This is a genomic window from Streptomyces sp. YIM S03343, assembly GCF_054729195.1.
This window is the reverse complement of record NZ_JBPUKX010000001.1, coordinates 7115425-7139543: the sequence shown is the minus strand read 5'-3', so window position 1 is coordinate 7139543 and position 24119 is coordinate 7115425. Positions and strand designations below refer to the sequence as shown.

18 protein-coding genes are annotated in these 24119 nt (G+C 70.6%); 6 read left to right on the top strand and 12 right to left on the bottom strand.

All coding sequences use genetic code 11. The features are described 5' to 3' along the window. Positions 1-3: 3 nt before the first annotated feature. The 3 genes from zwf to pgl are packed head-to-tail and all read left to right on the top strand — an operon-like array spanning position 4 to position 3502. Entirely contained in the window at positions 4-1542 is a 1539-nt protein-coding gene (gene zwf, locus ACSYGN_RS31520; RefSeq protein WP_460401630.1) for a glucose-6-phosphate dehydrogenase, read from the top strand. Beyond that, positions 1539-2723 carry a glucose-6-phosphate dehydrogenase assembly protein OpcA gene (gene opcA / locus ACSYGN_RS31515; RefSeq protein WP_460401628.1) on the top strand — a complete coding sequence of 395 codons (1185 nt, stop codon included), beginning with the start codon at positions 1539-1541 and terminating at the stop codon, positions 2721-2723. Before zwf ends, opcA begins: the two co-directional genes overlap by 4 nt. Then, the gene (gene pgl, locus ACSYGN_RS31510) at positions 2720-3502 is read left to right on the top strand and encodes a 6-phosphogluconolactonase (RefSeq protein WP_460401626.1); all 783 of its coding nucleotides are present in this window, start codon (positions 2720-2722) and stop codon (positions 3500-3502) included. The genes opcA and pgl overlap by 4 nt, the downstream gene beginning before the upstream one ends. Positions 3503-3630: 128 nt before the next feature. Here pgl and ACSYGN_RS31505 read toward each other — a convergent pair whose 3' ends face one another. From ACSYGN_RS31505 to ACSYGN_RS31485, 5 genes are all read right to left on the bottom strand, one after another. Further along, on the bottom strand, positions 3631-4470 hold the full coding sequence (locus tag ACSYGN_RS31505) for a carbohydrate ABC transporter permease (RefSeq protein WP_460401624.1): 840 nt from the start codon (positions 4468-4470) through the stop codon (positions 3631-3633). Further along, the gene (locus ACSYGN_RS31500; protein WP_460401622.1) at positions 4467-5828 is read right to left on the bottom strand and encodes an ABC transporter permease; all 1362 of its coding nucleotides are present in this window, start codon (positions 5826-5828) and stop codon (positions 4467-4469) included. The genes ACSYGN_RS31505 and ACSYGN_RS31500 overlap by 4 nt, the downstream gene beginning before the upstream one ends. 6 nt (positions 5829-5834) lie before the next feature. Further along, positions 5835-7163: an ABC transporter substrate-binding protein gene (locus tag ACSYGN_RS31495; protein WP_460401620.1), complete on the bottom strand. Its 1329-nt coding sequence runs from the start codon at positions 7161-7163 to the stop codon at positions 5835-5837. A gap of 75 nt (positions 7164-7238) precedes the next feature. Next, complete coding sequence (locus ACSYGN_RS31490) at positions 7239-8870, bottom strand: glycoside hydrolase family 13 protein (RefSeq protein ID WP_460403851.1); 1632 nt, start codon at positions 8868-8870, stop codon at positions 7239-7241. Positions 8871-9087: 217 nt separating this feature from the next. Further along, positions 9088-10359, bottom strand: a complete 1272-nt coding sequence (locus ACSYGN_RS31485) for an ABC transporter substrate-binding protein (RefSeq protein WP_460401618.1) — start codon at positions 10357-10359, stop codon at positions 9088-9090. Positions 10360-10482: 123 nt separating this feature from the next. Here ACSYGN_RS31485 and ACSYGN_RS31480 point away from each other — a divergent pair, with 123 nt between their 5' ends. From ACSYGN_RS31480 to ACSYGN_RS31470, 3 genes are all read left to right on the top strand, one after another. After that, entirely contained in the window at positions 10483-10998 is a 516-nt protein-coding gene (locus ACSYGN_RS31480; RefSeq protein ID WP_460401616.1) for a PadR family transcriptional regulator, read from the top strand. Further along, positions 10995-11744 carry an ABC transporter ATP-binding protein gene (locus ACSYGN_RS31475; RefSeq protein ID WP_460401614.1) on the top strand — a complete coding sequence of 250 codons (750 nt, stop codon included), beginning with the start codon at positions 10995-10997 and terminating at the stop codon, positions 11742-11744. Before ACSYGN_RS31480 ends, ACSYGN_RS31475 begins: the two co-directional genes overlap by 4 nt. A 121-nt stretch (positions 11745-11865) precedes the next feature. Further along, positions 11866-14160, top strand: a complete 2295-nt coding sequence (locus ACSYGN_RS31470; RefSeq protein WP_460401612.1) for an ABC transporter permease — start codon at positions 11866-11868, stop codon at positions 14158-14160. Positions 14161-14426: 266 nt separating this feature from the next. Here the strand turns inward: ACSYGN_RS31470 and pgi are convergent, their stop codons facing one another. The 7 genes from pgi to ACSYGN_RS31435 all read right to left on the bottom strand — a co-directional run bounded on the left by pgi (position 14427) and on the right by ACSYGN_RS31435 (position 23913). Further along, positions 14427-16079 carry a glucose-6-phosphate isomerase gene (pgi, locus tag ACSYGN_RS31465; RefSeq protein ID WP_460401610.1) on the bottom strand — a complete coding sequence of 551 codons (1653 nt, stop codon included), beginning with the start codon at positions 16077-16079 and terminating at the stop codon, positions 14427-14429. A 452-nt stretch (positions 16080-16531) separates the two neighbouring features. Next, complete coding sequence (locus ACSYGN_RS31460; RefSeq protein WP_003976875.1) at positions 16532-16867, bottom strand: RNA polymerase-binding protein RbpA; 336 nt, start codon at positions 16865-16867, stop codon at positions 16532-16534. Positions 16868-17077: 210 nt separating this feature from the next. Next, a complete protein-coding gene (gene secG, locus ACSYGN_RS31455) occupies positions 17078-17308 on the bottom strand; it encodes a preprotein translocase subunit SecG (RefSeq protein WP_460403849.1) in 231 nt (76 codons plus the stop codon). Positions 17309-17421: 113 nt separating this feature from the next. After that, entirely contained in the window at positions 17422-18198 is a 777-nt protein-coding gene (tpiA, locus tag ACSYGN_RS31450) for a triose-phosphate isomerase (RefSeq protein WP_460401608.1), read from the bottom strand. Between the two features lie 5 nt (positions 18199-18203). Continuing rightward, positions 18204-19415: a phosphoglycerate kinase gene (locus ACSYGN_RS31445; protein ID WP_460401606.1), complete on the bottom strand. Its 1212-nt coding sequence runs from the start codon at positions 19413-19415 to the stop codon at positions 18204-18206. Between the two features lie 235 nt (positions 19416-19650). Further along, the gene (gene gap / locus ACSYGN_RS31440) at positions 19651-20658 is read right to left on the bottom strand and encodes a type I glyceraldehyde-3-phosphate dehydrogenase (protein ID WP_460401604.1); all 1008 of its coding nucleotides are present in this window, start codon (positions 20656-20658) and stop codon (positions 19651-19653) included. 303 nt (positions 20659-20961) lie between these two features. Further along, positions 20962-23913 carry a M14 family metallopeptidase gene (locus tag ACSYGN_RS31435; protein WP_460401602.1) on the bottom strand — a complete coding sequence of 984 codons (2952 nt, stop codon included), beginning with the start codon at positions 23911-23913 and terminating at the stop codon, positions 20962-20964. Positions 23914-24119: the final 206 nt, after the last annotated feature.

Genomic DNA, 24119 nt, shown 5'->3' with positions numbered 1-24119 from the left:
ACCTTGACCCTTACGTCCGGTAACGGGGCGAATCCGCTCCGTGATCCCGTGGACCGACGGCTCCCGCGTATCGCGGGGCCGTCGGGCCTGGTCATCTTCGGCGTCACCGGCGACCTCTCCCGCAAGAAGCTGATGCCCGCCGTGTACGACCTCGCCAACCGGGGTCTCCTGCCGCCGGGCTTCTCTCTGGTGGGCTTCGCGCGCCGTGAGTGGGCGAACGAGGACTTCGTCCAGGTGGTGCACGACGCCGTCAAGGAGCACTCCCGCACCCCCTTCCGCGAGGAGGTCTGGCAGCAGCTCAACCAGGGCATGCGTTTCGTCCAGGGCACCTTCGACGACGACGACGCGTTCGAGCGGCTGCGCTCCACCATCGACGAGCTGGACAAGGCGCAGGGCACCAGCGGCAACTTCGCCTTCTATCTGTCCGTGCCACCGCGTTCCTTCCCCGTGGTCATCCAGCAGCTGAAGAAGCACGGGCTGGCCGACCAGAGCAACGGCTCCTGGCGGCGCGCCGTCATCGAGAAGCCGTTCGGGCACGACCTGGCGTCGGCCGAGGCGCTCAACGCGGTCGTGCACGAGGTCTTCTCCCCCGACCAGGTGTTCCGCATCGACCACTACCTGGGCAAGGAGACGGTCCAGAACATCCTGGCGCTGCGCTTCGCCAACCAGATGTTCGAGCCGATCTGGAACCGGTCCTTCGTGGACCATGTGCAGATCACCATGGCCGAGGACATCGGCATCGGGGGCCGTGCCGGCTACTACGACGGCATCGGCTCGGCCCGTGACGTCATCCAGAACCATCTGCTCCAGCTGATGGCGCTGACCGCGATGGAGGAGCCCGCCTCCTTCGGCGCGGACGCGCTGGCCGCGGAGAAGACCAAGGTGCTGGGCGCCGTGCGGCTGCCCAAGGACCTGGGCCGCGACACCGTGCGCGGGCAGTACTCGGCCGGCTGGCAGGGCGGCGCGAAGGCGGTCGGATATCTGGAGGAGGAGGGCATCGACCCTCAGTCCAAGACCGACACCTACGCGGCCATCAAGGTCGGCATCGACAACCGCCGCTGGGCGGGGGTCCCCTTCTATCTGCGCACCGGCAAGCGGCTCGGCCGCCGGGTCACCGAGATCGCGGTGGTCTTCCAGCGTGCGCCGCACTCCCCCTTCGACACGACGGCCACCGAGGAACTCGGGTCGAACGCGGTCGTCATCCGCGTCCAGCCCGACGAGGGCGTGACCGTCCGCTTCGGCTCGAAGGTGCCGGGCACCTCGATGGAGATCCGGGACGTGTCCATGGACTTCGCCTACGGCGAGTCGTTCACGGAGTCCAGCCCGGAGGCGTACGAGCGGCTGATCCTGGACGTGCTGCTCGGCGACTCCAACCTCTTCCCGCGCACGGAGGAGGTCGAGCTGTCCTGGAAGATCCTCGACCCGATCGAGCAGTACTGGGACACACACGGCTCGCCCGCTCAGTACCGGTCCGGCACCTGGGGTCCCGTCGAGGCGGACGACATGCTCGAACGAGACGGACGGAGCTGGCGCCGGCCATGAAGATAGACCTCACGGACACCACGGCCAGCAAGATCAACAAGGCGCTGGTGCAGGGCCGCCGCGCCATCGGCACACCGGCCGTCGGCATGGTGCTCACGCTGGTCATCGTGACGGACGAGGAGAACGCCTACGACGCCCTGAAGGCCGCGAACGACGCCTCGCGCGAGCATCCCTCGCGCACCCTCGTGGTCATCAAGCGTGTCTCCCGCTCGCCCCGCGACCGCACCCACTCCCGTATCGACGCCGAGGTGCGGGTGGGCGCGGACGCGGGCACCGGCGAGACGGTGGTGCTGCGGCTGCACGGCGAGGTCGCCGACCACGCCGACTCCGTGGTGCTGCCGCTGCTGCTGCCGGACGCGCCGGTCGTGGTGTGGTGGCCGGTGAACGCCCCGCTGGACCCGGCCAAGGACCCGCTGGGCGCGCTCGCCCAGCGCCGGGTCACCGACACCTACGCCGCCGAGCAGCCGGTACGGGAGCTGGGCGCCCGCGCCGACACCTACACCCCCGGCGACACCGACCTGTCCTGGACCCGGATCACGCCCTGGCGCTCGATGCTGGCCGCGGCCCTGGACCAGGTGGTCTGTGAGGTCGAGGGCGTCGAGGTGGAGGGCGAGGAGTTCAATCCGAGCTGCGAGCTGCTGGCCATGTGGCTCGGTCTGCGGCTCGACGTGCCCGTCCGGCGTTCACTGTCGGCCGGTCCCGGTCTGACGGCGGTGCGGATGGACACCACCTGCGGTCCGATCATCCTCGACCGGCCCGACGGAGCCCTCGCGACGCTGTCCATCATGGGCCAGCCCGACCGTGCGGTGGCGCTCAAGCGCCGTGACACGGCCGAGCTGATCGCGGAGGAGCTGCGGCGCCTCGACCCGGACGACACCTATGCGTCGGCCCTGCGGTTCGGGGTGGACCGGCTGAGCCCGGCGGGCAGGCGCGTCCCGGCGCAGGACCCGACCGGGCCCGAGTCCGCGCCGGACCCTGAGGCCTGGGCCGCGGCCTGGGCGGACGGCCCGGGCGGGACGGAGACGGCGGACACGTCTGACGCATCGGAGACGTCGGACGCCAAAGGAGCGGGTGCCTCCGGCACCGTCCTCGGCACCCCGGCCCCCGAGGCGGCTGCGGAAGGTTCCGCACCGCGGACGGCGGCGCAGACGTCGGTGAACGAGACGGGAGCGGCGCAGTGAGTACCCCGCAGCTCGTCGTGCACCGCGACAAGGAGCTGATGGCGCAGGCCGCGGCGGCCCGCCTCATCACCCGGATCGTCGACGCGCAGGCGTCCCAGGGCCATGCGTCGGTCGTCCTCACCGGCGGCCGCAACGGCAACGGCCTGCTGGCCGCGCTGGCCGCCGCACCGGCCCGGGACGCCGTCGACTGGGGGCGCCTGGACCTGTGGTGGGGCGACGAACGGTTCCTGCCCGAGGGGGACCCCGAGCGCAACGTCACCCAGGCGCGCGAGGTGCTGCTGGACGCCGTACCGCTGGACCCGAAGCGCGTGCACGCCATGCCCGCGACGGATGGCCCGTACGGCACGGACCCGGAGGCGGCGGCCGAGGGGTACGCCGAGGAACTGGCCCGTGCGGCCGGTCCCGAGAACCACGGTGCGGTCCCGGTGTTCGATGTCCTGATGCTGGGCGTCGGCCCGGACACCCATGTGGCGTCGCTGTTCCCGGAGCTGCCCGCGGTGCGCGAGACCGAGCGCACGGTGGTCGGTGTGCACGGCGCCCCCAAGCCCCCGCCGACCCGGATCACCCTGACCCTCCCGGCGATCCGCGCGGCCCGCGAGGTGTGGCTGCTCGCGGCCGGCGAGGACAAGGCCGAGGCGGTGGCCATCGCCCTGTCCGGCGCGGGCGAGATCCAGGCCCCGGCGGCAGGCGCCCGGGGCCGCACCAGAACCCTCTGGCTGCTGGACGCGGCGGCAGCCTCCCAGCTCCCCCGCGCGCTGTACCCACCGGCGTCGGCGTGAACAATCGTGTCCTGGAACGCCGGGCGGGCTGATCACTCAGCCCGCCCGGCGTTCGAGGGAGTGGCGCCGTAGCGCTCGAACCGGTGGGGTCGCAGGTCGCGACCCGGTGGGGTCGCAGGGCGGACCCCCTACTTCACCGACCCCGCCATGACCCCCTGCACAAAGTGCCGCTGGAAGGCGAAGAACACCGCCACCGGCACGATCAGCGACAGGAAGGCCCCGGGCGCCAGCACATCGATGTTGCTGCCGAACTGCCTGATCTGCGACTGCAGTTCCACGGTCAGCGGCTGCGAGGAACTGTCCGCGAACAGCAGCGCCACCAGCATGTCGTTCCACACCCAGAGGAACTGGAAGATGGCGAGGCTGGCGATGGCGGGCCGTCCCACGGGCAGCACGAGCCGCGTGAAGATGCGCCACTCGCTCCCGCCGTCCATCCGTGCCGCCTCCAGCATCTCCTTCGGCATCTCGGCGAAGTAGTTGCGCAGCAGGAAGACCGCGAAAGGCAGCCCGTACGCGACGTGGAACAGCACGACACCGGGGATCGTGCCGAACAGCCCGAGCCGGCCGAAGAGTTTGGCGACCGGCAGCAGCCCGATCTGCACGGGCACCACCAGCAGGGCCACCACCAACAGGAAGACCGGCTCGCGCGCCGGGAAGTCCAGCCAGGCGAAGGCGTATCCGGCGAGCGCCGCGATGACGACGACGAGCACGGTGGCCGGCACGGAGATCAGCACGGTGTTCCAGAACGCCTGTGTGATCCCCGCGTTCTTCAGCAGCGCCGAGTAGTTGTCGAAGGACAGCTGCCCGGGACTGGCCAGCGCCGTCCACCAGCCGCCCTTGGCGGTGTCCTGGGTGGAGCGCAGCGACGACAGGAACAGCCCTGCCAGCGGCGTGAACCAGACCAGGCCGACGACCACGAGGAAGGCCTGTACCAGCCCGTTGCCCAGAGCGCGTCTGACGGCGTTCATCCTTGGCTCCTTCGGAAACGGCGGACGTTGAAGGCCATCGCGGGGATCACCAGGAGCAGGAGCAGCACGCCGAGGGCGCTGCCGAGCCCCTGGTTGTTCCCGCCGCCGAACGACACCAGCCACATCTGTGTGGCCAGCACGGTGGCGTCGGCCTGCACAGGCCCGGGCGCGATGATGTAGACGAGGTCGAAGACCTTCATCACATTGATCACCAGGGTCACGAACACCACGGTCAGCACGGGTGCCAGCAGCGGCACGGTGATCCGCCGGAAGATCTGCCACTCGTTGGCCCCGTCCATCCGGGCCGCCTCCAGGGCGTCCCGCGGCAGGGTCGACAGTCCGGCGCCGATCAGCACCATCGAGAAGCCGGTCCAGATCCACAGGTACGCCCCGATGATCGACGGGGTGACCAGCATCGGCCCGAGCCAGGAGATGCCCTGGTACGGCGGCGCGAAGTTCGACGCCGGGAGCTCGACCGTGTACGCCCCGGCGTCCAGTCCCGCGAAACGGAAGGAGCCGTCGGACGCGGTCGTCGTCCGCGCGACGGTGTGCCCGTCGCGGACCGCCTCGACCTTCATCTCCGGCAGCCCGCTCTCCCGCCGGTCGACCTTCCCCTGCCGTCCTCCCCCGCCGGGCGCGAAGTCCAGGTAGACCACGCCGCGCAGTTCACCGGCGGCGGCCTTGCGTCCGGCCGCCGGGTACGCGGCCCCGGCGCCCGCGGGCAGGTCCTCGGGCAGCACGCCGACGAGTCCGAGGGCCACCGAGTCGCCCGGCGACACGCTCGTGCTGGTGCGGTACGAGCCGTCGGCGGCCTTGGTCAGGCCCTGGCCGTCGCGGGCCCGCGCGGTCGGGTACGACGACATGCCGCTGAAGGCGTCGTGGACAAAGACCACGGCGGCGTTGAGCACGCCCTTGTCCGGGTCCTCGTCGTAGGCGAGCCGGAAGATGATGCCTGCGGCGAGGAAGGACACGGCCATCGGCATGAACAGCAGCAGCTTGAACGCCGTGGCCCAGCGGACCTTCTCCACCAGGACGGCCAGGATCAGGCCGAGGCCGGTCAGCAGCGCCGGGGCGACGACCACCCAGATGACGGTGTTGCGGACGGCCTTGAGCGTCGTCGGGTCACGGAAGATCTCCGTGTAGTTGTCGCCGCCCACGAAGCGGTTGCCGGACGCGTCGAAGAAGCTGCGGCCGATCGAGAACAGCACCGGGTAGACGACGAGGGCGCCGAGCAGGAGCAGCGCGGGCAGGACGAACAGCACGGCGATCAGCCGCCCGCGCCGTCTCAGGCGCCGCGCGCGGGCGGCACCCGAGACGGGCGAGGGGCTCGCCTCTTTCACGAGCGTGGTGGCTGTCACGTCAGGTCAGCCCTTGTACGCCTTGGCCGCAGCGTCCTCAAGCGTCGCCGCGGTCGCCTTCGGGTCGGACGGGTCGCGCAGGAAGTCCTGCAGTGCCTTCCACTCGCCCGCGCCCTTGGTGCCGCCGAAGGCCGCCGGCGCCTGGTCGGACATGTCGAAGCGGACCGAGTCGCCCGCCACGATGAGGGAACGGGCGGTGGCGCGGGTGACGTCGTCGCCGTAGGAGGAGAGGTCGAGCTTCTTGTTCGGGGACAGGAAGCCGCCCGCCTTCGCCCACACGGCCGCGGCCTCGGGGGTCGCCAGGTACTCCAGGAGCTTCATGCCCGCCTTGGCGTTCTTGCCGTCCTTGAGGACGACCGCCGCGTCGCCGCCGCTGACCACGGGTGCGGTGCCGCCGTCGACCGCGGGGAACGGGAAGAAGTTCGCGTCCTTCCCGATGCTCTTGCCGAACTGGTCGTGGGCGACCCCGGCGACGAAGTCGCCCTCGTAGACCATGCCGGCCTCGGGCTTGGGTCCGAAGACCTTCTCGACCGAGCCGGGGAAGTCGGTGTTGAGGGCCTCCTTCTGGCCCCCCGCGATCAGCTGCTTGTCCTTGAAGAGCCTGCCGAGTGTGGTGAGCGCCTTGACCACGCTCTCGTCGGTCCACTTCAGCTTGTGCGCGGCGAGTGCGTCGTACTTCTCGGGTCCGGCCTGGGAGAGGTAGATGTTCTCGAACCAGTCGGTGAGCGTCCAGCCGTCCTGTCCTGCGACCGAGAAGGCGGAAAGGCCCGAGTCGGAGACGGTGTGCCCGGCCTTCAGCATGTCCTCGTACGTCGTCGGCGGCTTGACGCCGGCCTGGGTGAGGGCGTCGGGGCTGTACCAGACGGTCGATTTGTGGGCGGCCTTGAAGTACAGGCCGTAGAGGGTGCCGTCGACGCTGCCGTACGTCTTCCACACGTTCGCGTAGCCGGCGTCCACGGACTTCAGGGTGGCCGGGGACAGCGGCTTGAGCCATCCCTGCTTCGCGAACTGCTGGAGCACGCCGACCTGCGGGACCATCACGACGTCGGGGGCGTTGCCGCCCTCGATCTTGCTGCCGACGACGGTGGAGACGTTGTCGCCCGTGGAGACGAACTGCGTCTTGGCGCCGGTCTTCTCGGCGAAGGCGTCCAGCACCTTCTGGAAGTTCTTCTGCTCACTGCCGGACCAGACACCGGCCACGGTGACCGTCTGGCCGCTGAGCGCCTTGCTGCCGCCGCCGGCGGAGACCGGGTCCCCGCTGCCGCAGGCGGTCGCCCCGAGTGCGAGGGCAAGGGCGGTGCAGCTCGTGAGCAAGGTGGTACGTCGTCGCATCATCGTTGATGTCCCTTCGGACGGGGAGGTGACGGGGGAACAGGAATGGGGATGGGGGACGGTGGAACTGAGGGGGGGTCAGCGGTCGGTGCCGTCGCTGATCCACCAGGCGGCCGTGGAGCCGGGGAGCACTCCGGGCGGGCAGGTGCCGCTGGAGAGCAGGGGCGGGCCGGAGACCGGGGCGGGTGTGGGGGCGGTGGCGAAGTTGACGGCGCAGACGAGGTCGTCGCCGCGGACGAAGGCGAGGACACCGGGTGGGGTGTCCAGCCAGCACAGCGTGCCGTCTCCCAACTGATCCAGGGCGGAACGCAGTTGGATGCCTTCGCGGTAGAGGTGCCAGAAGGAGCGGGTGTCGGCGAGGGCGCGGTCGGTGGCGTGCTCGGCGAACCACTCCGGTTGCGGCAGCCACGGCTTGACGCCCTCGGCGCCGGAGGTGAAGCCGAACGGGGAGGCCGTGCCCGACCACGGCAGCGGCACGCGGCAGCCGTCGCGGATGCGGGCGCGGCTGCCGGTGCGGCGGAAGATCGGGTCGGTGAGCACGTCGTCGGGCAGGTCGACGACCTCGGGCAGGCCCAGTTCCTCGCCCTGGTAGATGTACGCGGCCCCGGGCAGCGCCAGCATCAGCAGCGCGGCGGCACGCGCGCGGGCGGCGCCGAGACCGCTGCCGCCGGTGGTGGGCTCGCCGTAGCGGGTGACGGTACGGACCTGGTCGTGGTTGCTCAGGACCCAGGTGACCGTCGAGCCCGTACCGGCGATGTCCTGTATGGCCTCGGAGATGACCTTGCGGAAGGCGTCGGCGCTCCAGGGGGCGCCGAGCAGATGGAAGAAGAACGCCTGGTGGAGTTCGTCGGGCCGGACGTAGCGTGCGTGCTCACGGGCGGTCGGTACGGAGACCTCGCCGACCAGCAGGCGCTCGCGGCCGTCCTGTGCCGTGTACTCCTCGCACATCGCGCGCCAGTGCCGCCACACGTCGTGCACCTCGGGCTGGTTCCAGGCGAGCGGGTTGACCGAGTCGCGGGTGCGGGCGTCGGCCTCGGGGTCCGGGGAGTCGGGCAGCGCGGGGTGTTTGAAGAGGCCGGCGGCCACGTCGATACGGAAGCCGTCGACGCCGCGGTCGAGCCAGAAGCGGAGCACTTGGTCGAAGTGGGCGGCGACCTCGGGGGTGCGCCAGTTCCAGTCGGGCTGCTCGGGCGTGAACATGTGCAGGTACCACTGGCCGGGGCGGCCGTCCGCCGCGGTGACGCGGGTCCAGGCCGGTCCGCCGAACATGGAGTGCCAGTTGTTGGGCGGCTCGGAGCCGTCGGGGCCGCGGCCGTCGGCGAAGTGGAAGCGGGCCCGGGCGGCGCTGCCGGGAGCGGCGGCGAGGGCTTCGCGGAACCACGGGTGCTGGTGGGAGCAGTGGTTGGGGACGATGTCGAGAAGGACCCTGATGCCGAGCCGCCGGGCGGCCGCCATCAGCAGGTCGAACTCGGCGAGGTCGCCGAAGAGCGGGTCGACGTCGCAGTAGTCGGCCACGTCGTAGCCGTGGTCGAGCTGCGGCGAGGGATAGAAGGGGCTCAGCCAGATCCCGTCGACGCCGAGCTTCTTGAGGTACGGCAGTCCGGCCCGGACTCCGGCGAGATCACCGATGCCGTCTCCGGTGCTGTCCAGGAAGCTGCGGACGTACACCTGGTAGATCAGTGCGTCGCGCCACCAGCGGTGGGTGTGTATGTGCTTGGGACTCACCCCGTCGAACCTGTCTGTGCGTGCTTACGGTTATGCATGCATGTTAGGTAGGCGGCACATAACGGTGTCAATCAAGGGCGATAAATTACCAGCGAGTTGGTCCGTTATATCCAGACATTTCCGCGCACTCCAGACCGAAGCGAGACACTCGCGTTACCTAACATGTAACTACGAAGCCCCGGCGGGACCAGCGAGGAGAGGACTAGCGGTGAGAGACCGACGCGAGCTCGCGCGCCAGCCGCCGTACCGCCGACTCGGCCGTTTCGTGCCCGGTCAGCACGTCGTGCATGACGGCCTGCACGGCCAGGCTGACCTGGTCGTAGCGCGGGCTCTTGGGACGCGGGGCGGCCGCGAGGACGCTCGCCCGCAGGGTCGGCAGATACGGGAACTCCCGCACCAGATCGGGGTCGTCGTAGAGCGCGGCGCGTACGGGCGGCAGCGCGCCGCGCGTGAGCACCTGACGCTGCACCGGCTCGCTGGTGAGGTACGCGATCAGCCGCGCGGCCGAATCGGGGTGCCGCGCGAGCGTGTTGACCGCCAGGTTGGAGCCGCCCAGGACGCTGGTGCCCGGCCCGTCCGGGCCCGGCAGCGGTACGGCGCCGACCTTGCCGGCGACCGCGGATCCCCGGGCGGAGGCGGCGACGTACGCGTAGGGCCAGTTGCGCAGGAACAGCAGGTGGCCGTCCTGGAACGCCTGCTTGGACTCCTCCTCCTTGTACGTCAGCGCCGCCTGGGGTATCCAACCCTCGCGCACGCCCCGGACGAGGAACCCGATGCCCTCACGGGCCGCGGCCGAGTTCACGGTGACGCGCTCGCCCTCGTCGCCGAGGATCGTGCCGCCCGCCGAGTACACCGCCTCCGCCGCGTTGACGGTGAGGCCCTCGTAGGGCAGGAACTGGCCCGCGTAGCCGTCGAGTCCGTACTTCGGGGCGATGGTCCTCGCGTCCCGCTCCAGCTCGGCCCAGGTGCGCGGCGGCCGCACACCCTCCTTGGCAAGGATGTCCTTGCGGTAGAGGAGCAGACCGGCGTTGGTCACGTACGGCACCGCGTAGAGCCGGCCGTCGTAGGTCGCCGTGCCGACGACCGGCGGCAGGAAGCTCTTCAGCGGGAAGCGGTCGCGCGGCAGCGGCCGGATCCAGCCCGCCGCGGCGAACTCGGAGGTCCAGGCGACGTCGATGTTGAGGACGTCGAAGCGGCCCCCGTCCCCGCCCCGCAGATCGGTGGTCATCTGCGCATGGGTCTCGTCGGCGGAGTCCGGGAGCTCGACGAGGGTCACCTTCTCGCCGGGGTGGGTGCGGTTCCAGCCTTCCAGCAGCGGACCGAGATAGCCGGTGAGGTCGCCCGCGGTCGCCAGGGTGAGCGGGCCCCGGCCGTGCGCGGTCGCCTCATCGGCGCGGGCGCCCGAGGCGACGTAGCCGGTCATGACCACGGCGAAGACGAGAAGGCCCCTACCGGCGGCGCGCATCCACCGCATAGGTTCCTCCCTGTACACCGGCACCGGGCACCCTCGCCCGGAGTCAGGGCCATGTATACCCGTTAGGTATGGGCGATACTAGGGCCTGGAGCACATTCCGAGGATGCGAGGAGGACAGCACGAGTGCGCCTGGCTCTCCTGGCTCTCCTCTCGCGCGGCCCGGCCCACGGCTACGAGCTCAAGCAGGACCTTGAGCAACTGCTGGGCTCGGCGTACCCTCAGCCCAACGTCGGCCAGATCTACGTCACCCTCGGCCGCCTCGAGAAGTCAGGACTGATCGAGGGCGAGGAGGTCGAGCAGTCCAGCCGGCCCAACAAGAAGATCTACCACCTCACCGACGCCGGGCGGGAGGCGCTGCGCGCCTGGTTCGAGGAGACGGCGGACGAGCCCCGGGTGCGTGACGAGTTCTTCATGAAGCTTGCCCTCGCCCCCCAGACCGGTCTCGCCGACCAGATCGCCCTCATCAACAGGCAGCGGCGCCAGTACCTCAACACCATGCGCAACCTGTCGAAACTGGCCGCCGCCGAAGACCGCGACAACCGGATCGCCCACCTGCTGATCGAGGGCGCGATGCTGCATCTGCAGGCCGACCTCGACTGGCTGGAGCGGTGCCAGGAGGAACTGGAGGAGCCGGAGTGAGCGACAGCCCCGCTCCTCTGCTGCGGGCCGAGGGCCTCGTCAAGACCCACTACGGCGAGGGCGCGCCCGCGCACGCCGTGCGCGGCGTCGACCTGCGCGTGGCGCGGGGCGAGTTCGTGGCCGTCACCGGCCCGTCCGGCGCCGGGAAGTCGACGCTGCTGCACCTTCTGGGCGGGCTGCAGCGGCCCGACCGCGGCAGCATCTGGCTGGACGGCGAGTGCACCGACTCCTACACCGAGGCGCGCTGGGCCGTACAGCGCAGGAAGCGCATCGGCATCGTCTTCCAGTTCTTCAACCTGGTGTCCAACCTGCCGGTCGCGGACAACGTCGAACTGCCCGCGCTGCTCGCCGGCCTGCCGCCCCGGCAGGCGCGGTCGAAACGGCAGGAACTGCTGGCCGAACTGGGCCTCGAAGGCAAGGAACGCAGCATGCCGGGCGAGTTGTCCGGCGGCGAGCAGCAGCGGGTCGCGCTGGCCCGGGCCCTGGTGAACCATCCGCCGCTGCTGCTCGCCGACGAGCCCGCCGGCAGCCTCGACAGCAAGGGCACCCGCGAGGTGATGCGGCTGCTGTCCCGCTTCCACCAGCGGGGCCAGAGCATCGTGCTGGTCACCCATGACGCCCGGCTCGCGAGCGCCGCCGACCGGGTGATCAGCTTCTTCGACGGCCGGATCGCCGACGACGCGGAGTTGGACGGCACGCCGTCGCGGAGCCCGGGAACCTCGGGTGTGCTGGAGCTGAAGGACTGACCGCGGTGGACGACCGAGTACCGACGGCCCGCCGCACGGGGCGACCGACAGCCCGCCGCACGGGGTGGCCGACACATGCGCCCTCTTGCCGTACGCCACGCGAACCGAGGGGCTGAGCCCGGTGCGAGCGACCCTGCGCTGGGCGCACTCCGATCTGCGCACACACCGCGGCGAGGCGCTGTTCATCGTGCTGGCCACCGTCGGCGTCGTCGCCTCGCTGCTGCTGGCCGCGGCCCTGTTCGGTTATGCGACCAACCCCTGGCAGCGGGTCTTCACCCAGGCACACGGCGCCCATGCCTGGATCCACACCGCCCCCTCGGCCGACGCCCGCCGGCTCACGGCGCTCGACGGCGTCGAGGCCGTCGCCGGCCCCTACCCCACCGAGTCCACCTCGGTCGTCTCGCGGGGCACCCGCGCCTCCGTCGAACTACGCGGCACCCCCCACCTGCCCTCCGTCGGCCGCCCGCTGCTCACCTCCGGCCGCTGGCTGGACCCCGCCCGCCCCGACGGTGTGGTCCTGGAGAGCCGCCTCGCCCGGGCACTGCTGGCCGAACCCGGCGACACCCTGACGCTGCCCGGCACCGCCCGGACCCTGACCGTCCTGGGCGTCGCCGAGAGCGCCGAACCCCGCTACAGCCCCGGGGAACAGCCGGGGCTCGTCTGGGCGCTGCCGTCCGCCGTGCGCAACCCCGGCGGCCAGGTGACCGGGCTGCGTCTGGCCGACCCCGGCGACACGGACTACGCCGTCCAGCGTGCCGTCACCGTGCTGGGGGCCGACGCGGTCGACGAGGTCTCCACCTGGCGCCAGGCCCGGTCCGAGGCGCAGGGCGACAACCGGCTGCTGGGCCAAGTGCTCGGCCTGTTCGGCCTGGGCTCGCTGGTCGCCGCCGGGTTCGCCGTGCACGGGGCGATCGGCACCCGCATCCGCGGGCATCTGCGGGACATCTCGGTGCTGAAGGCGATCGGCTTCACACCCGGCCAGGTCGTCCGGATCTTCCTGCTCCAGCATGTCGCCTACGCGCTGCTGGGCGGGGTGGCCGCAGCGGCCCTCATCCAGGGCCTGGGCCGCCGGATCCCGGGGCGGCTCGGCGACGCCGTCGGCGTGTGGCAGGGGCTGCCGGACCACACCGTGGCGCTGTTCGCGGTACCGGTGGGGGCGGTGCTGTTCATCGCCGCGACCACCGGGCTCGCGGCCTGGCGGGCGGGGCGGGTGCCTCCGGCGCCGGTACCGGTGCTGGTGCCGCGGCCCGCGGCACCGGCCGGCGGGCGTCTGCCGGGCCTGGCCCGCACGGCCCTCGGTCTGCGGCTGCCGCCCGCGCTGGTCCTGGGCTGGCACCGGGCGTTCACCCGTCCCGCACGGTCGCTGGCCACGGTCGCCCGCCTGGCGCTTCCCTTGCTGCTGATCGTGGTGGCGATGAGCGCGTGGACCACCATCGACCGCTTCCACAGCAGTCCCGAGCAGGTGGGCCTCCCGGCCGCCCTCACCGCCCGCCCGGACGGCGGTCTCGGGGACACGGCCGCCCGCTCCCTGCTGGCGGGCAGCCCGCAGGTCGCCGCGGCCTACCCGGGTGTCGAGGTGGCGGCCCTGGTTCCGGGCCAGACGGCCACGATCGCCCTGCGCGGTCTGGGCACGCGGCAGGACCCGTACCCCTATGCCCTGGCCGACGGGCGCGCCCCGCGGGGTCCCGACGAGGCCGTGGCCGGCCAGGGGCTGCTCGACCTGCTGCATGTACGCGTCGGCGACTGGGTGCGGATGACGGTGGGCGACCAGCCGCAGATCCTGCACATCGTGGGCCGCAGCATCGAGCCGGAGAACGCCGGCCGGGTCATCTCCGCCTCGCTCGACACCCTCCGCGACAACGACCCACGGCTGCGTTCCACCCTCTACCAGCTCCGGCTGCGCCCGGGCGCCGATCCGCACGAGGTCGCCGACGAGCTGTCCGCGGCCGCCCACGGGCACCTCGAGGTACATCCGGCGACCAATCCGGCGGACGGGCTGTCGCCGATGCGAGGAGTCGTTGCCGGGCTGATCGCCGTCCTCGCGCTCATCTGGCTGATCGATCTGCTGACCGCGATCGGCGGCACCGTCCGCGAGGGCGAGCGGGACCTGCTCGCGCTGAAGGCGATCGGCCTGTCCCCGCGGCAGATCACCGCGATCACCGTCACGGCCACCGTCTGCACCGCGCTGGCCGCGGTCGCCGTCGGCGCGGCGCTCGGGATCCCGCTCGCCCACTGGCTGATCGACGCCCAGGGCCGGTCCAGCGGTATCGGCGCGGGCCTGGCCCAGAGCCCGTCCCCACTCCTGCTGCTGTCGTTCGGCACCGCCGCGGTACTGGGCGCCGCCGCCCTCGCCGCCCTGCCCGCGTCCCGCGCGGCACGACGCCGCCTGGCGGACACGCTGAGCGCGGTGGCCTGAGCCGGTTACTTCATCGCGCCGGTCGTCGTACGGGGAGGCAGGCGGCGCGGAGCCGCCCGCCTCCTGGTGCCGAGGCCGCTAAGCAGATCGAGTACGGTTCGGCAGCGCCCCGGAAGGGGCGCGGGGCTGTTTCGATATGCGGCTTCGCCGCGATGGGGGTACCTCCCTGCTCGAACGAAGTTGAGAGCTTGGGGGAGCGACCGGCCACGACGGTGCCGCAGACGACAGACAACACATCGCGGCATTTTCAGCGGAGCGCTCGGCGCCTAGCGGCCGCGCAGCTCGCGGTACTTGGCGACCAGGGCCTTCGTGGACTCGTCGAGGCCGGGGACCTCCGCGCCCTCCGTGAGGGCCGGCTCGACCCGCTTGGCGAGCACCTTGCCGAGTTCGACGCCCCACTGGTCGAAGGAGTCGATGTTCCACACGGCGCCCTGGACGAACACCTTGTGCTCGTAGAGCGCGACGAGCTGGCCGAGCACCGACGGGGTCAGCTCGGCGGCCAGGATGGTGGTCGTCGGGTGGTTGCCGCGGAACGTCTTGTGCGGCACCAGTTCCTCGGCGACGCCCTCGGCCCGCACCTCGTCCGGCGTCTTGCCGAAGGCGAGCGCCTGGGTCTGGGCGAAGAAGTTGGCCATCAGCAGGTCGTGCTGGGCGGCGAGCTGCTCGCTCATCTCGTCGACCGGGTTGGCGAAGCCGATGAAGTCCGCCGGGATCAGCTTGGTGCCCTGGTGGATGAGCTGGTAGTAGGCGTGCTGCCCGTTGGTGCCGGGCGTGCCCCACACGATCGGGCCGGTCTGCCAGTCGACCTCGCGCCCGTCACGGCCGACGTACTTGCCGTTGGACTCCATGTCCAGCTGCTGCAGGTAGGCGGTGAACTTGGACAGGTAGTGCGAGTACGGCAGCACCGCGTGCGCTTGGGCGCCGTGGAAGTTGTTGTACCAGATGCCCAACAGGCCCAGCAGCAGCGGGACGTTGGCCTCGGCGGGCGCGGTGCGGAAGTGCTCGTCGACGATCCGGAAGCCGTCGAGCATCTCCCGGAACCGGTCCGGGCCGATCGCGATCATCAGTGCGAGGCCGATCGCGGAGTCGTAGGAGTAGCGGCCGCCGACCCAGTCCCAGAACTCGAACATGTTGGCCGTGTCGATACCGAAGTCCGCGACCTTGCCCGCGTTGGTCGACAGCGCCACGAAGTGCTTGGCGACGGCGTCCTGACCGGCGTTCAGCTCGCTCAGCAGCCAGGTGCGCGCCGAGGTGGCGTTGGTGATGGTCTCGATGGTGGTGAAGGTCTTGGACGCGATGATGAACAGCGTCTCCGCCGCGTCCAGGTCCCGGGTCGCCTCGTGCAGGTCGGCGCCGTCGACGTTGGACACGAAGCGGACCGTGAGGTCGCGGTCGGTGAAGCGGCGCAGCACCTCGTAGGCCATCGCGGGACCGAGGTCGGAGCCGCCGATGCCGACGTTGACGATGTTCCTGATGCGCTTGCCGGTGTGGCCGGTCCAGGCGCCGGAGCGGACGCGGTCGGCGAAGCCGGCCATCCGGTCGAGCACGTCGTGCACCGCCGGGACGACGTTCTCCCCGTCGACCTCGACCACCGCTCCGCGGGCGGCGCGCAGCGCGGTGTGCAGCACGGCACGGCCCTCGGTGGTGTTGATCTTGTCACCGCGGAACATGGCGTCGCGCAGCTCGAACACGCCGGTGGCGGCGGCGAGGTCGCGCAGCAGCCGCAGCGTCTCGTCGGTGACGAGCTGCTTGGAGTAGTCGATGTGCAGGTCACCGACCTGGAGGGTGTATCCCGCGCCGCGGCCGGGATCGGCGGCGAACAGCTCGCGCAGCTGCACCTCGCCGAGCTCCTCACGGTGCTTGGCGAGCGCGGTCCACTCGGGCGTCTGATTGAGCCTGGTGCGGCCGTCTGCGTTCATTTCGGACTTCAGCCTTCTTTCCTGCTTATGCCTGCTGCGTGCCGTGCCCCGCCACACGTACCAACCTAATTGATCTGCACGGGGCACGCGTCCACGTCACGCTGTCCCCGGGGGCAACAACAGGTACGTCCAGAAGGCGCGGCGGTGTCACCGAGGTGCCGGGTGAAGAGGAGACCCGCCCTTGAGCGGGGTCTGCGGGTCCGTGGAGGCGTCGGCGCACAGGAGCGGGACAGGGAGAGCAGGGGTGCGCCGGCGGGCGGTCACAGCGGCGATGAGCGCTGCGCCGATCAGGGTCCAACGGCCCAACGCCGCGGGCAGGGCATGCCGAGGGCCGTACACAGGGCGCGCCGAGGTCTGTCGCGGCGCACGGCCGGCCACGGCGGCCGCCCGATCGCGGCCGTCGTACAGACGGCGGCGGCCAGGCACCCGTGGGTGCCCGGCCGTCCCGGTCTCTAGATCTCGCCCCGCAGTTTGGCGAGCGCCTCGGCGAGGATCGCCTCGCCGTCCGCGTCGCTGCGCCGCTCCCGGACGTACGCGAGGTGCGTCTTGTAGGGCTCGGTGCGCGGCGGGTCCGGCGGGTTGTCCCGGTCCTGGCCGGCCGGGAAGCCGCAGCGGGGGCAGTCCCAGGTCTCGGGGACCTGGGCGTCGCTGGCGAAGCTCGGCTGCGTCTCATGCCCGTTGGAACACCAGAAGGAGATGCGCAGACGGGGCGCGGACTCGCCGCGCTCGGCCTCGCCCATCGGCCCCGCCCCGACCCGGCTACCTCGGATCGCGTTGCCACTTGCCACGGTCGTAACTCCCTGCGTGATGGTGCCGCGAAGCGAGTCGGCGTGTCGCTTCGTTGCGAGCGCCTCAGTCTACGTAAGGCCCAACGCGCGTCCAGTGCCCGGAGTTACAGCCCGCGCACCAAGACGCAAGCCCCATGATAGGCCGCGCTCAGGAGCACGTACCGAACATGGGGCCTTACGTGGGGAATATGCGTAGCTGTGAGAAGCTGATCAGCTGTTCGTCTTCATCAGGATGCCGAGGACGATGATGGAGGCGAACCACAGCAGACCGATCACGAGGGTGATGCGGTCGAGGTTGCGCTCGGCGACCGAGGAGCCGCCGACGGAGGACTGCATGCCGCCGCCGAACATGTCGGAGAGGCCGCCGCCCTTCCCCTTGTGCATCAGCACCAGCAGCATCAGCAGCAGGCTGAAGATGATCAGGGCGATCGAGAACCCCAAAACCACGGCTGGACCAACTTCCTCGGATTCGGATGGACGACGGGGGCACGGCCACCAGGCCATGCCCCCGCAAGGGTACGACGGATCGTCGCTACCGCCTACTCACGCCAGGACTACTGGTCGCGGAAGCGCACGATCTTGACGAACTCGTCCGCGTCCAGCGACGCGCCGCCGACCAGGGCGCCGTCGATGTCGGCCTGGGACATGATCTCGGCGACGTTCCCGGACTTCACGGAGCCGCCGTACTGGATGCGGACCTTGTCGGCCAGCTCCTGCGTGTACAGCTCGGCGATCTTGGCGCGGATCGCGGCACAGACCTCCTGCGCGTCGTCGGCGCCGCAGACCTTGCCGGTGCCGATGGCCCAGACGGGCTCATAGGCGATCACGACGGTCTCGGCCTGCTCGGCCGGGAGGTCCTTCAGACCGCCCTCGACCTGGGCGAGGGTGTGGGGGACGTGGTTGCCCGCCTCGCGGACCTCCAGTTCCTCGCCGACGCACAGGATCGGGGTCAGACCGTGCTTGTAGGCGGCCTTGACCTTGGCGTTCACCAGCTCGTCGGTCTCGGCGTGGTACTGGCGCCGCTCGGAGTGCCCGATCACCACGAAGGTGCACTTGAGCTTGGCCAGCATCGTGCCGGAGATCTCACCGGTGTAGGCACCGGAGTCGTGCTGCGAGATGTCCTGGGCGCCGTACTTGATGTTCAGCTTGTCGCCGTCGACCAGCGTCTGCACGGAGCGCAGGTCGGTGAAGGGCGGAAGGACGGCGACCTCTACGGCCTCGTAGTCCTTCTCGGTGAGGGCGAAGGCGAGCTTCTGGACGTGCGCGATGGCCTCGAGGTGGTTGAGGTTCATCTTCCAGTTGCCCGCCATGATCGGCGTGCGCGTGCTCATCTGGGTCAGTCCTCCAGTGCGGCGAGGCCGGGGAGCGTCTTGCCCTCGAGGTACTCGAGGGAGGCGCCGCCACCGGTAGAGATGTGGCCGAATGCGGTCTCGTCGAAGCCCAGCAGGCGCACGGCGGCGGCGGAGTCGCCACCACCGACCACCGTGAAGGCCGGGGAGTCGATGAGCGCCTGGGCGATGGCCTTGGTGCCCTCGGCGAAGTCGGGGTGCTCGAAGACGCCCATCGGGCCGTTCCAGAAGACGGTGGCCGCGTCGGCAAGCTTCGAGGCGTACAGCTCACGGGAGGCCGGACCGCTGTCCAGGCCCTCCTTGTCGGCCGGGATCGCGTCCGCGGAGACGGCCTCGGGGTTGGCCGGGGCCTTGGTCTTCAGGTCCGGGAACCCGTCCGCGACCAGGACGTCGATCGGCAGGACCAGCTCGACGCCGGTCTTCTCGGCGCGCTCGATGTACTCCTTGACGGCCGGGATCTGGTCCTCCTGGAGGAGGGAGCGGCCGACCTCGTGGCCCTGGGCCTTGAGGAAGGTGTACGCCATGCCGCCGCCGATGAGGAGGCGGTCCGCCTTGCCGAGCAGCTGGTCGATGACGGCGAGCTTGTCGGAGACCTTGGCGCCGCCGAGGGCGACCACGTAGGGGCGCTTGACGTCCTCGGTGAGCTGCTTCAGGACGCCGACCTCGCCCGCGATGAGGTAGCCGGCGTAGTGCGGCAGCCGGGCCGGGAGGTCGAACACCGAGGCGTGCTTGCGGTGCACGGCGCCGAAGCCGTCACCGACGTAGACGTCGGCCAGGGTGGCGAGCTGGTCGGCGAAGGCGCCGCGCTCGGCCTCGTCCTTCGCGGTCTCACCGGCGTTGAAGCGGAGGTTCTCGACGACGGCCACGGAGCCGTTCGCCAGGCCCGCGACCACGGCCTGGGCCGATTCGCCGACCGTGTCGGTGGCGAACGCGACCTCGGCGCCGAGGAGTTCGCCGAGCCGCGTGGCGGCGGGGGCGAGCGAGTAGGCCGGGTCCGGCGCGCCCTTGGGGCGGCCGAGGTGCGAGGCGACGACGACCCGGGCGCCCGCCTCGGCGAGGGCCTTCACAGTGGGCAGCACGGCGCGGATACGGCCGTCGTCGGTGATGGTGGTGCCGTCCAGCGGCACATTGAGGTCGGCGCGGACGAAGACCCGCTTGCCGTCGACGCCTTCGGCGAGAAGTTCGTCGATCGTCTTCATGGGAGGACTCCTAGAGAGGGGCTGGGAAGGCTCTGCTGGCCGAGAGGGCTGCCTGTGGTGTGAGGCTCGTACCTGGCGTGCGGCCTCCGCGAGGGCCGTTCGGGCCCTTCCGCGCGGCTATCGGGGCTGTCCGGCGCCGCGCTCGGAACGGGCACGCGGGGCACGCGAGACAGGGCCCGGGCAGCAGTTTCGCTGCCCGAGCCCTGCTCTCACATCGAGGTGCCCGATCTGGTGATCAGAGCTGGTTGCCGACGAAGACCGTCAGGTCGACGAGGCGGTTGGAGTAGCCCCACTCGTTGTCGTACCAGCCGAGGATCTTCACGTTCTTGCCGTCCTGGACCATGGTCAGGGAGGCGTCGAAGGTGCAGGACGCGGGAGCGCTGACGATGTCGGAGGAGACGATCGGGTCCTCGGTGTAGTCGAGGATGCCCTTCAGCTCGCCCTCGGCGGCCTTCTGGAAGGCGGCGTTGATCTCTTCCTTGGTGACCTCGCGGCCGAGCTCCAGCACCAGGTCGGTGGCCGAGCCGGTCGGGACCGGGACGCGCATGGCCATGCCGTCCAGCTTGCCCTTGAGCTGCGGGAGCACCAGGGCGGTGGCCTTGGCGGCACCGGTGGTGGTCGGGATGATGTTCTCGGCGGCGGCACGGGCGCGGCGCAGGTCCTTGTGCGGGAAGTCAAGGATGCGCTGGTCGTTCGTGTACGCGTGCACCGTGGTCATCAGACCGCGGACGATGCCGAAGTTCTCGTCGAGGACCTTGGCCATCGGCGCCACACAGTTGGTGGTGCAGGACGCGTTGGAGATGACGTGGTGGTTCGCCGCGTCGTACTTGTCCTGGTTGACGCCCATCACGATGGTGATGTCCTCGTCCTTGGCCGGAGCCGAGATGAGGACCTTCTTCGCACCACCGGCGATGTGCTTGGCGGCGTCGGCACCCTTGGTGAAGATGCCGGTCGACTCGATGACGATGTCGACGCCGAGCTCGCCCCACGGGATGTCGGCGGGGTCACGCTCGGAGAGGACCTTGATGGTGTGACCACCGACGGTGATCGTGTCCTCGGTGTGGGAGACCTCCTGCTTGAGGCGACCCAGAATGGTGTCGTACTTCAGCAGGTGCGCAGTGGTCGCGGTGTCACCCAGGTCGTTGACAGCCACGATCTCGATGTCTGCACCCTGCTCCAGGAGCGCGCGGAAGTAGTTACGCCCGATGCGGCCGAAGCCGTTGATGCCTACGCGGATCGTCACGAACCGATCTCCTCGTTGGTGCGTCGGCGATACCTGCCGACGAGCTGTATTTGGGATGTCCCCGACCAACCCCGACCCTACCTCCATGCAGCCCCGGGGGTGACATTCAGAGGGCCCGCACACGGCCCGGGAGACCGTACTCACCAGTAGGGGTACGGACCGCCCGGGCCGTTCGGCCCAATCACTCCTTCGAGTGGTGCCGAATCACCCCATGGGACTACTCGACGTCATGCTGTGCTGACCGAAGCGGATCATGCGGTGAGGCTCGGTGATGCGCGGTGCGCGTTCCGGCCCGGTCGGGGGTCATCCGTCCAGCGCTGTGAGCGCCTTGCCGATCAGTACCGCGCGGTCGGCGGCGGAGGTGACCTGTTCCAGGCCGAAGCCCAGCAGCACGGTCCGGTCGGTGGTGACCGCTCCGTACGTCCTGAACAGGGCCCCGGTACGCGCCCAGCCCTTCAGGACGGCCGGGCTGCCCGACGGCGGTCCCGAGACGCTCCACGCGCCCAGCGAGGTCTCGAAACCCTCGCTCTGGACCGCCGTGCCGCCGACGACCAGGGAGGCGTCGTCGACGAGGACGCCGTGGCCGCCGGTGCCGGGGTCGGTGATGTAGGCGATCGACACCTCGATCTGCTTCCCGGCGTAGCCGCTCAGGTCGTAGCGGACCTGTTCCCAGCCGTTCGACGAGCCGGTGAGGCTGTGCCAGGTGCCGCTGCTGCCCCTGGCGGTGCAGCCGCTCGCGGCGAGGGTCAGATAGTGCTTGATCCACGGGTGCTCGGCGGCCAGGAACCCGGCCTCGCACTCGGCCGGCACGGCGTCGCTGGTCCTCCCGCTCGCCTCCGGCAGCGTGGTCCAGTCGTCGGCGCCGACGGTGTGGACCTCGACCACGGCGTGGTCGTAGCCCGGCTCGGTGTCCCACAGCAGCCGGGCGCGCAGGGCGGGTTGGTCGGCGGCGCTCACACCGGTCAGGTCGACGGTGCGGGTGAGGCGCTTGTAGGCGTCGTCGGTGTGGACCGCGGCGGCCATGAAGGAGCCCGCGTAGGGCCCGTACGGGTTGACGGTCCCGCTGAACTGGCCCGCGCCCGCGCCGGCGAACTGCGGGTGGTCGGCGGCGGGCAGCTCGTCGGAGGTGACGGAGTACGTGCCCGCCCGGTCGAGCGGGTTGCCCGGCGCGTCGCCGAGGGCTCCGGCGAAGCCGTCGAGCTTGCCGGAACCGGTGAATCCGGTGGCTCCGGGGGTCGACGTACGCGAGTAGGCGCCCAGGTAGTACTGGCTGAAGTCGTCGGACAGGGTGCCGTCGCCGAGGTCGACCGAGCCGCCGGCCCGCTCGCCCGCCTCGATCAGCCTGCCGCCCTCGTTGAGGTAGGCACGCAGCTGGAGCTGGGTGGCGTTGGCCGGGCCGCCGGCACCGGAATAGTGGACGACGGTGCCGAAGTGGCCGAGGACGCCGAGCGCGTCGGGGGCTCCCTGGGTGGCGACGTCCCAGACGATCGCCTTGCGCCCGTTCGCCTTCAGCGCGTCCACATACGCCTGGGCCTGCGTGGCGGCCGCGCCCTCCTCGGCGACGACGAGGACGTCGGCCTTGGGCCGCTCGGCCACGGTGTAGGTGAAGTGCTCACCGGCGACCTTCTTGCCGCCCTTCGTCTCGCCGGTGAACCAGACCTCGACCTTGTCGCCCGGCTCGCCGCCTCGGACCTTCGCCCGGTACTCGTCGAAGTAGAGGCTGTCGGTGCCGCCGTAGGTCTCGCCGCCCTTCCAGGGGCGCAGCGCCCGGTCCCGGATGCGGCCGCCGTTGACGCGGTACTTGAGCTCCTTGTCGCGCAGCGACTTCCGTACGACGACGGAGACCTCCTGGTCCGCGCCGCGCGCGTACGACACCGGGAACGCGGCCGGGGTGAAGTCGGCGGCGCTCAGGCCGACCGAGGACACCGGCCGGTCGGGGTGTGCGGCGGTCTCAGCGACGGACAGCGCGAAGGGGACGTTCTTCGCGAACTCCTGCTGGATCAGCTTCTCGTCGTCGGGGAAGTTGAAGACCGACTGGCAGTCGGAGGCGTTCCAGGCGTCGTTCGGGTCGAGGGCCGAGGCGGTCTGACAGGTCGACATCTCGGGGGTGAACATCGCCATGCCGTTGACGTTGGCGGCGTGGCCGTCCGCTTCGCCGTTGGTGGTGTAGAGCTCCGAGGAGACCTGGGAGCGGTAGCCGGGGATCGCCGGGTTGTCCGGGGTGCCGGCGAGCGCCTTGTAGAGCACGTCGTCGGGGGTCGGGGTGGCGACCTGCCAGCCGACGCCGTAGAGGAGGAGTTCGGCGGCGGAGTGATAGTTGATGCCGTAGGTGAAGCCGACGCGTTTCTCGAAGGTGTCGAGCGCCTCGGTCTCGGGCTCGGAGTCCGGGGCGGCGCCGCGGTAGGTCTGGCTGGTGGGGTTCGGGGACGAACCCTCGTCGTCGTAGCCCCACTTGTAGGCGAAGTTGCGGTTGAGGTCGACGCCGTCACCGGTGGAGATGACACCGTCTCCGTTGACGTCCCGCAGGTTCTTGCGCCACAGACGGGTCCCGGAGTCCTTGAAGGTGTAGTCGTAGCCGTCGGGGTTGGCGGAGAGCACGAACCACAGTTCCGTGCTGTCGACGATCTTCTTGATCCGCTTGTCGGTCTTGTAGTTGTCCAGGTAGTAGTGCATCAACCGGCGAGTCATCTCCGGGGTGATCCACTCACGCGCGTGCTGGTTGGACACGTACAGCACGGAGGGCTTGGAGCCGTCCTTGGACCGCTTCGCGTTCCTGGTCAGTTTGAGCGCGAGGATGTCCTGGCCGTCGATCGTCTTCCCGATGGACTCGACCTTGGTGAGATCCGGGTGCTGCTGCCCGGTCCTGAGGATCTCCTCCTCCAGCCCGCCCGCGCCGCTGTACGGGCGGAACACGCCCTCGGCGGCCTTCGCGACGCGCGCCTCGGCGCGGGCCGAGAGCGTGTGCTCGGTGAGCTCGACGCCCTGCTTCTCCAGCTTCTTGGCCTGCTTGTCGGTGAGATAGACCTCGACACGGGTCCTCCCGCTGCCGGTTGCCCGGTCCCCGAGTTCATGGCCGTCCTGACCGGCCTTCAGCAGCAGCGGTAACTGCTGCCGGGTGACATCGGCGCGGAAGACCTTGACCGCGTCGGGGTCGGCGGACGGGCCGGCGCTCCGCGCCTGCGCGACGGGCGCGAGGCTCACCGACCCGATCAGCAGTGCGCCGACGGCAAGGACCGATCTCGCTCTGAGTCTCATGGACCCCCCTGGGTGTGGTTCGCCACGGCGGCGAACAGGTTGCCAGGCTCATGTCAGTCCATGATCGAGTCAAGGGTGCATCAAAAGCCACGAAACGCCGGGGTGGTCACCCGTCCGGAGGGGCTGATTTCAGCCCCTCCGGCGTTTGAGGAGCGGGGGTACGGGGGCGGAGCCCCCGTGACGGGACGGGAAGGGGCAGCGGGGGC

Coding starts and splice junctions, on each gene's coding strand:
- opcA (WP_460401628.1), top strand. CDS start 1,539: ATGAAGATAGACCTCACGGACACCACGGCCAGCAAGATCAACAAGGCG.
- ACSYGN_RS31505 (WP_460401624.1), bottom strand. CDS start 4,470: ATGAACGCCGTCAGACGCGCTCTGGGCAACGGGCTGGTACAGGCCTTC.
- ACSYGN_RS31495 (WP_460401620.1), bottom strand. CDS start 7,163: ATGATGCGACGACGTACCACCTTGCTCACGAGCTGCACCGCCCTTGCC.
- ACSYGN_RS31485 (WP_460401618.1), bottom strand. CDS start 10,359: ATGCGGTGGATGCGCGCCGCCGGTAGGGGCCTTCTCGTCTTCGCCGTG.
- pgi (WP_460401610.1), bottom strand. CDS start 16,079: ATGAACGCAGACGGCCGCACCAGGCTCAATCAGACGCCCGAGTGGACC.
- tpiA (WP_460401608.1), bottom strand. CDS start 18,198: ATGAGCACGCGCACGCCGATCATGGCGGGCAACTGGAAGATGAACCTC.
- ACSYGN_RS31445 (WP_460401606.1), bottom strand. CDS start 19,415: ATGAAGACGATCGACGAACTTCTCGCCGAAGGCGTCGACGGCAAGCGG.
- ACSYGN_RS31435 (WP_460401602.1), bottom strand. CDS start 23,913: ATGAGACTCAGAGCGAGATCGGTCCTTGCCGTCGGCGCACTGCTGATC.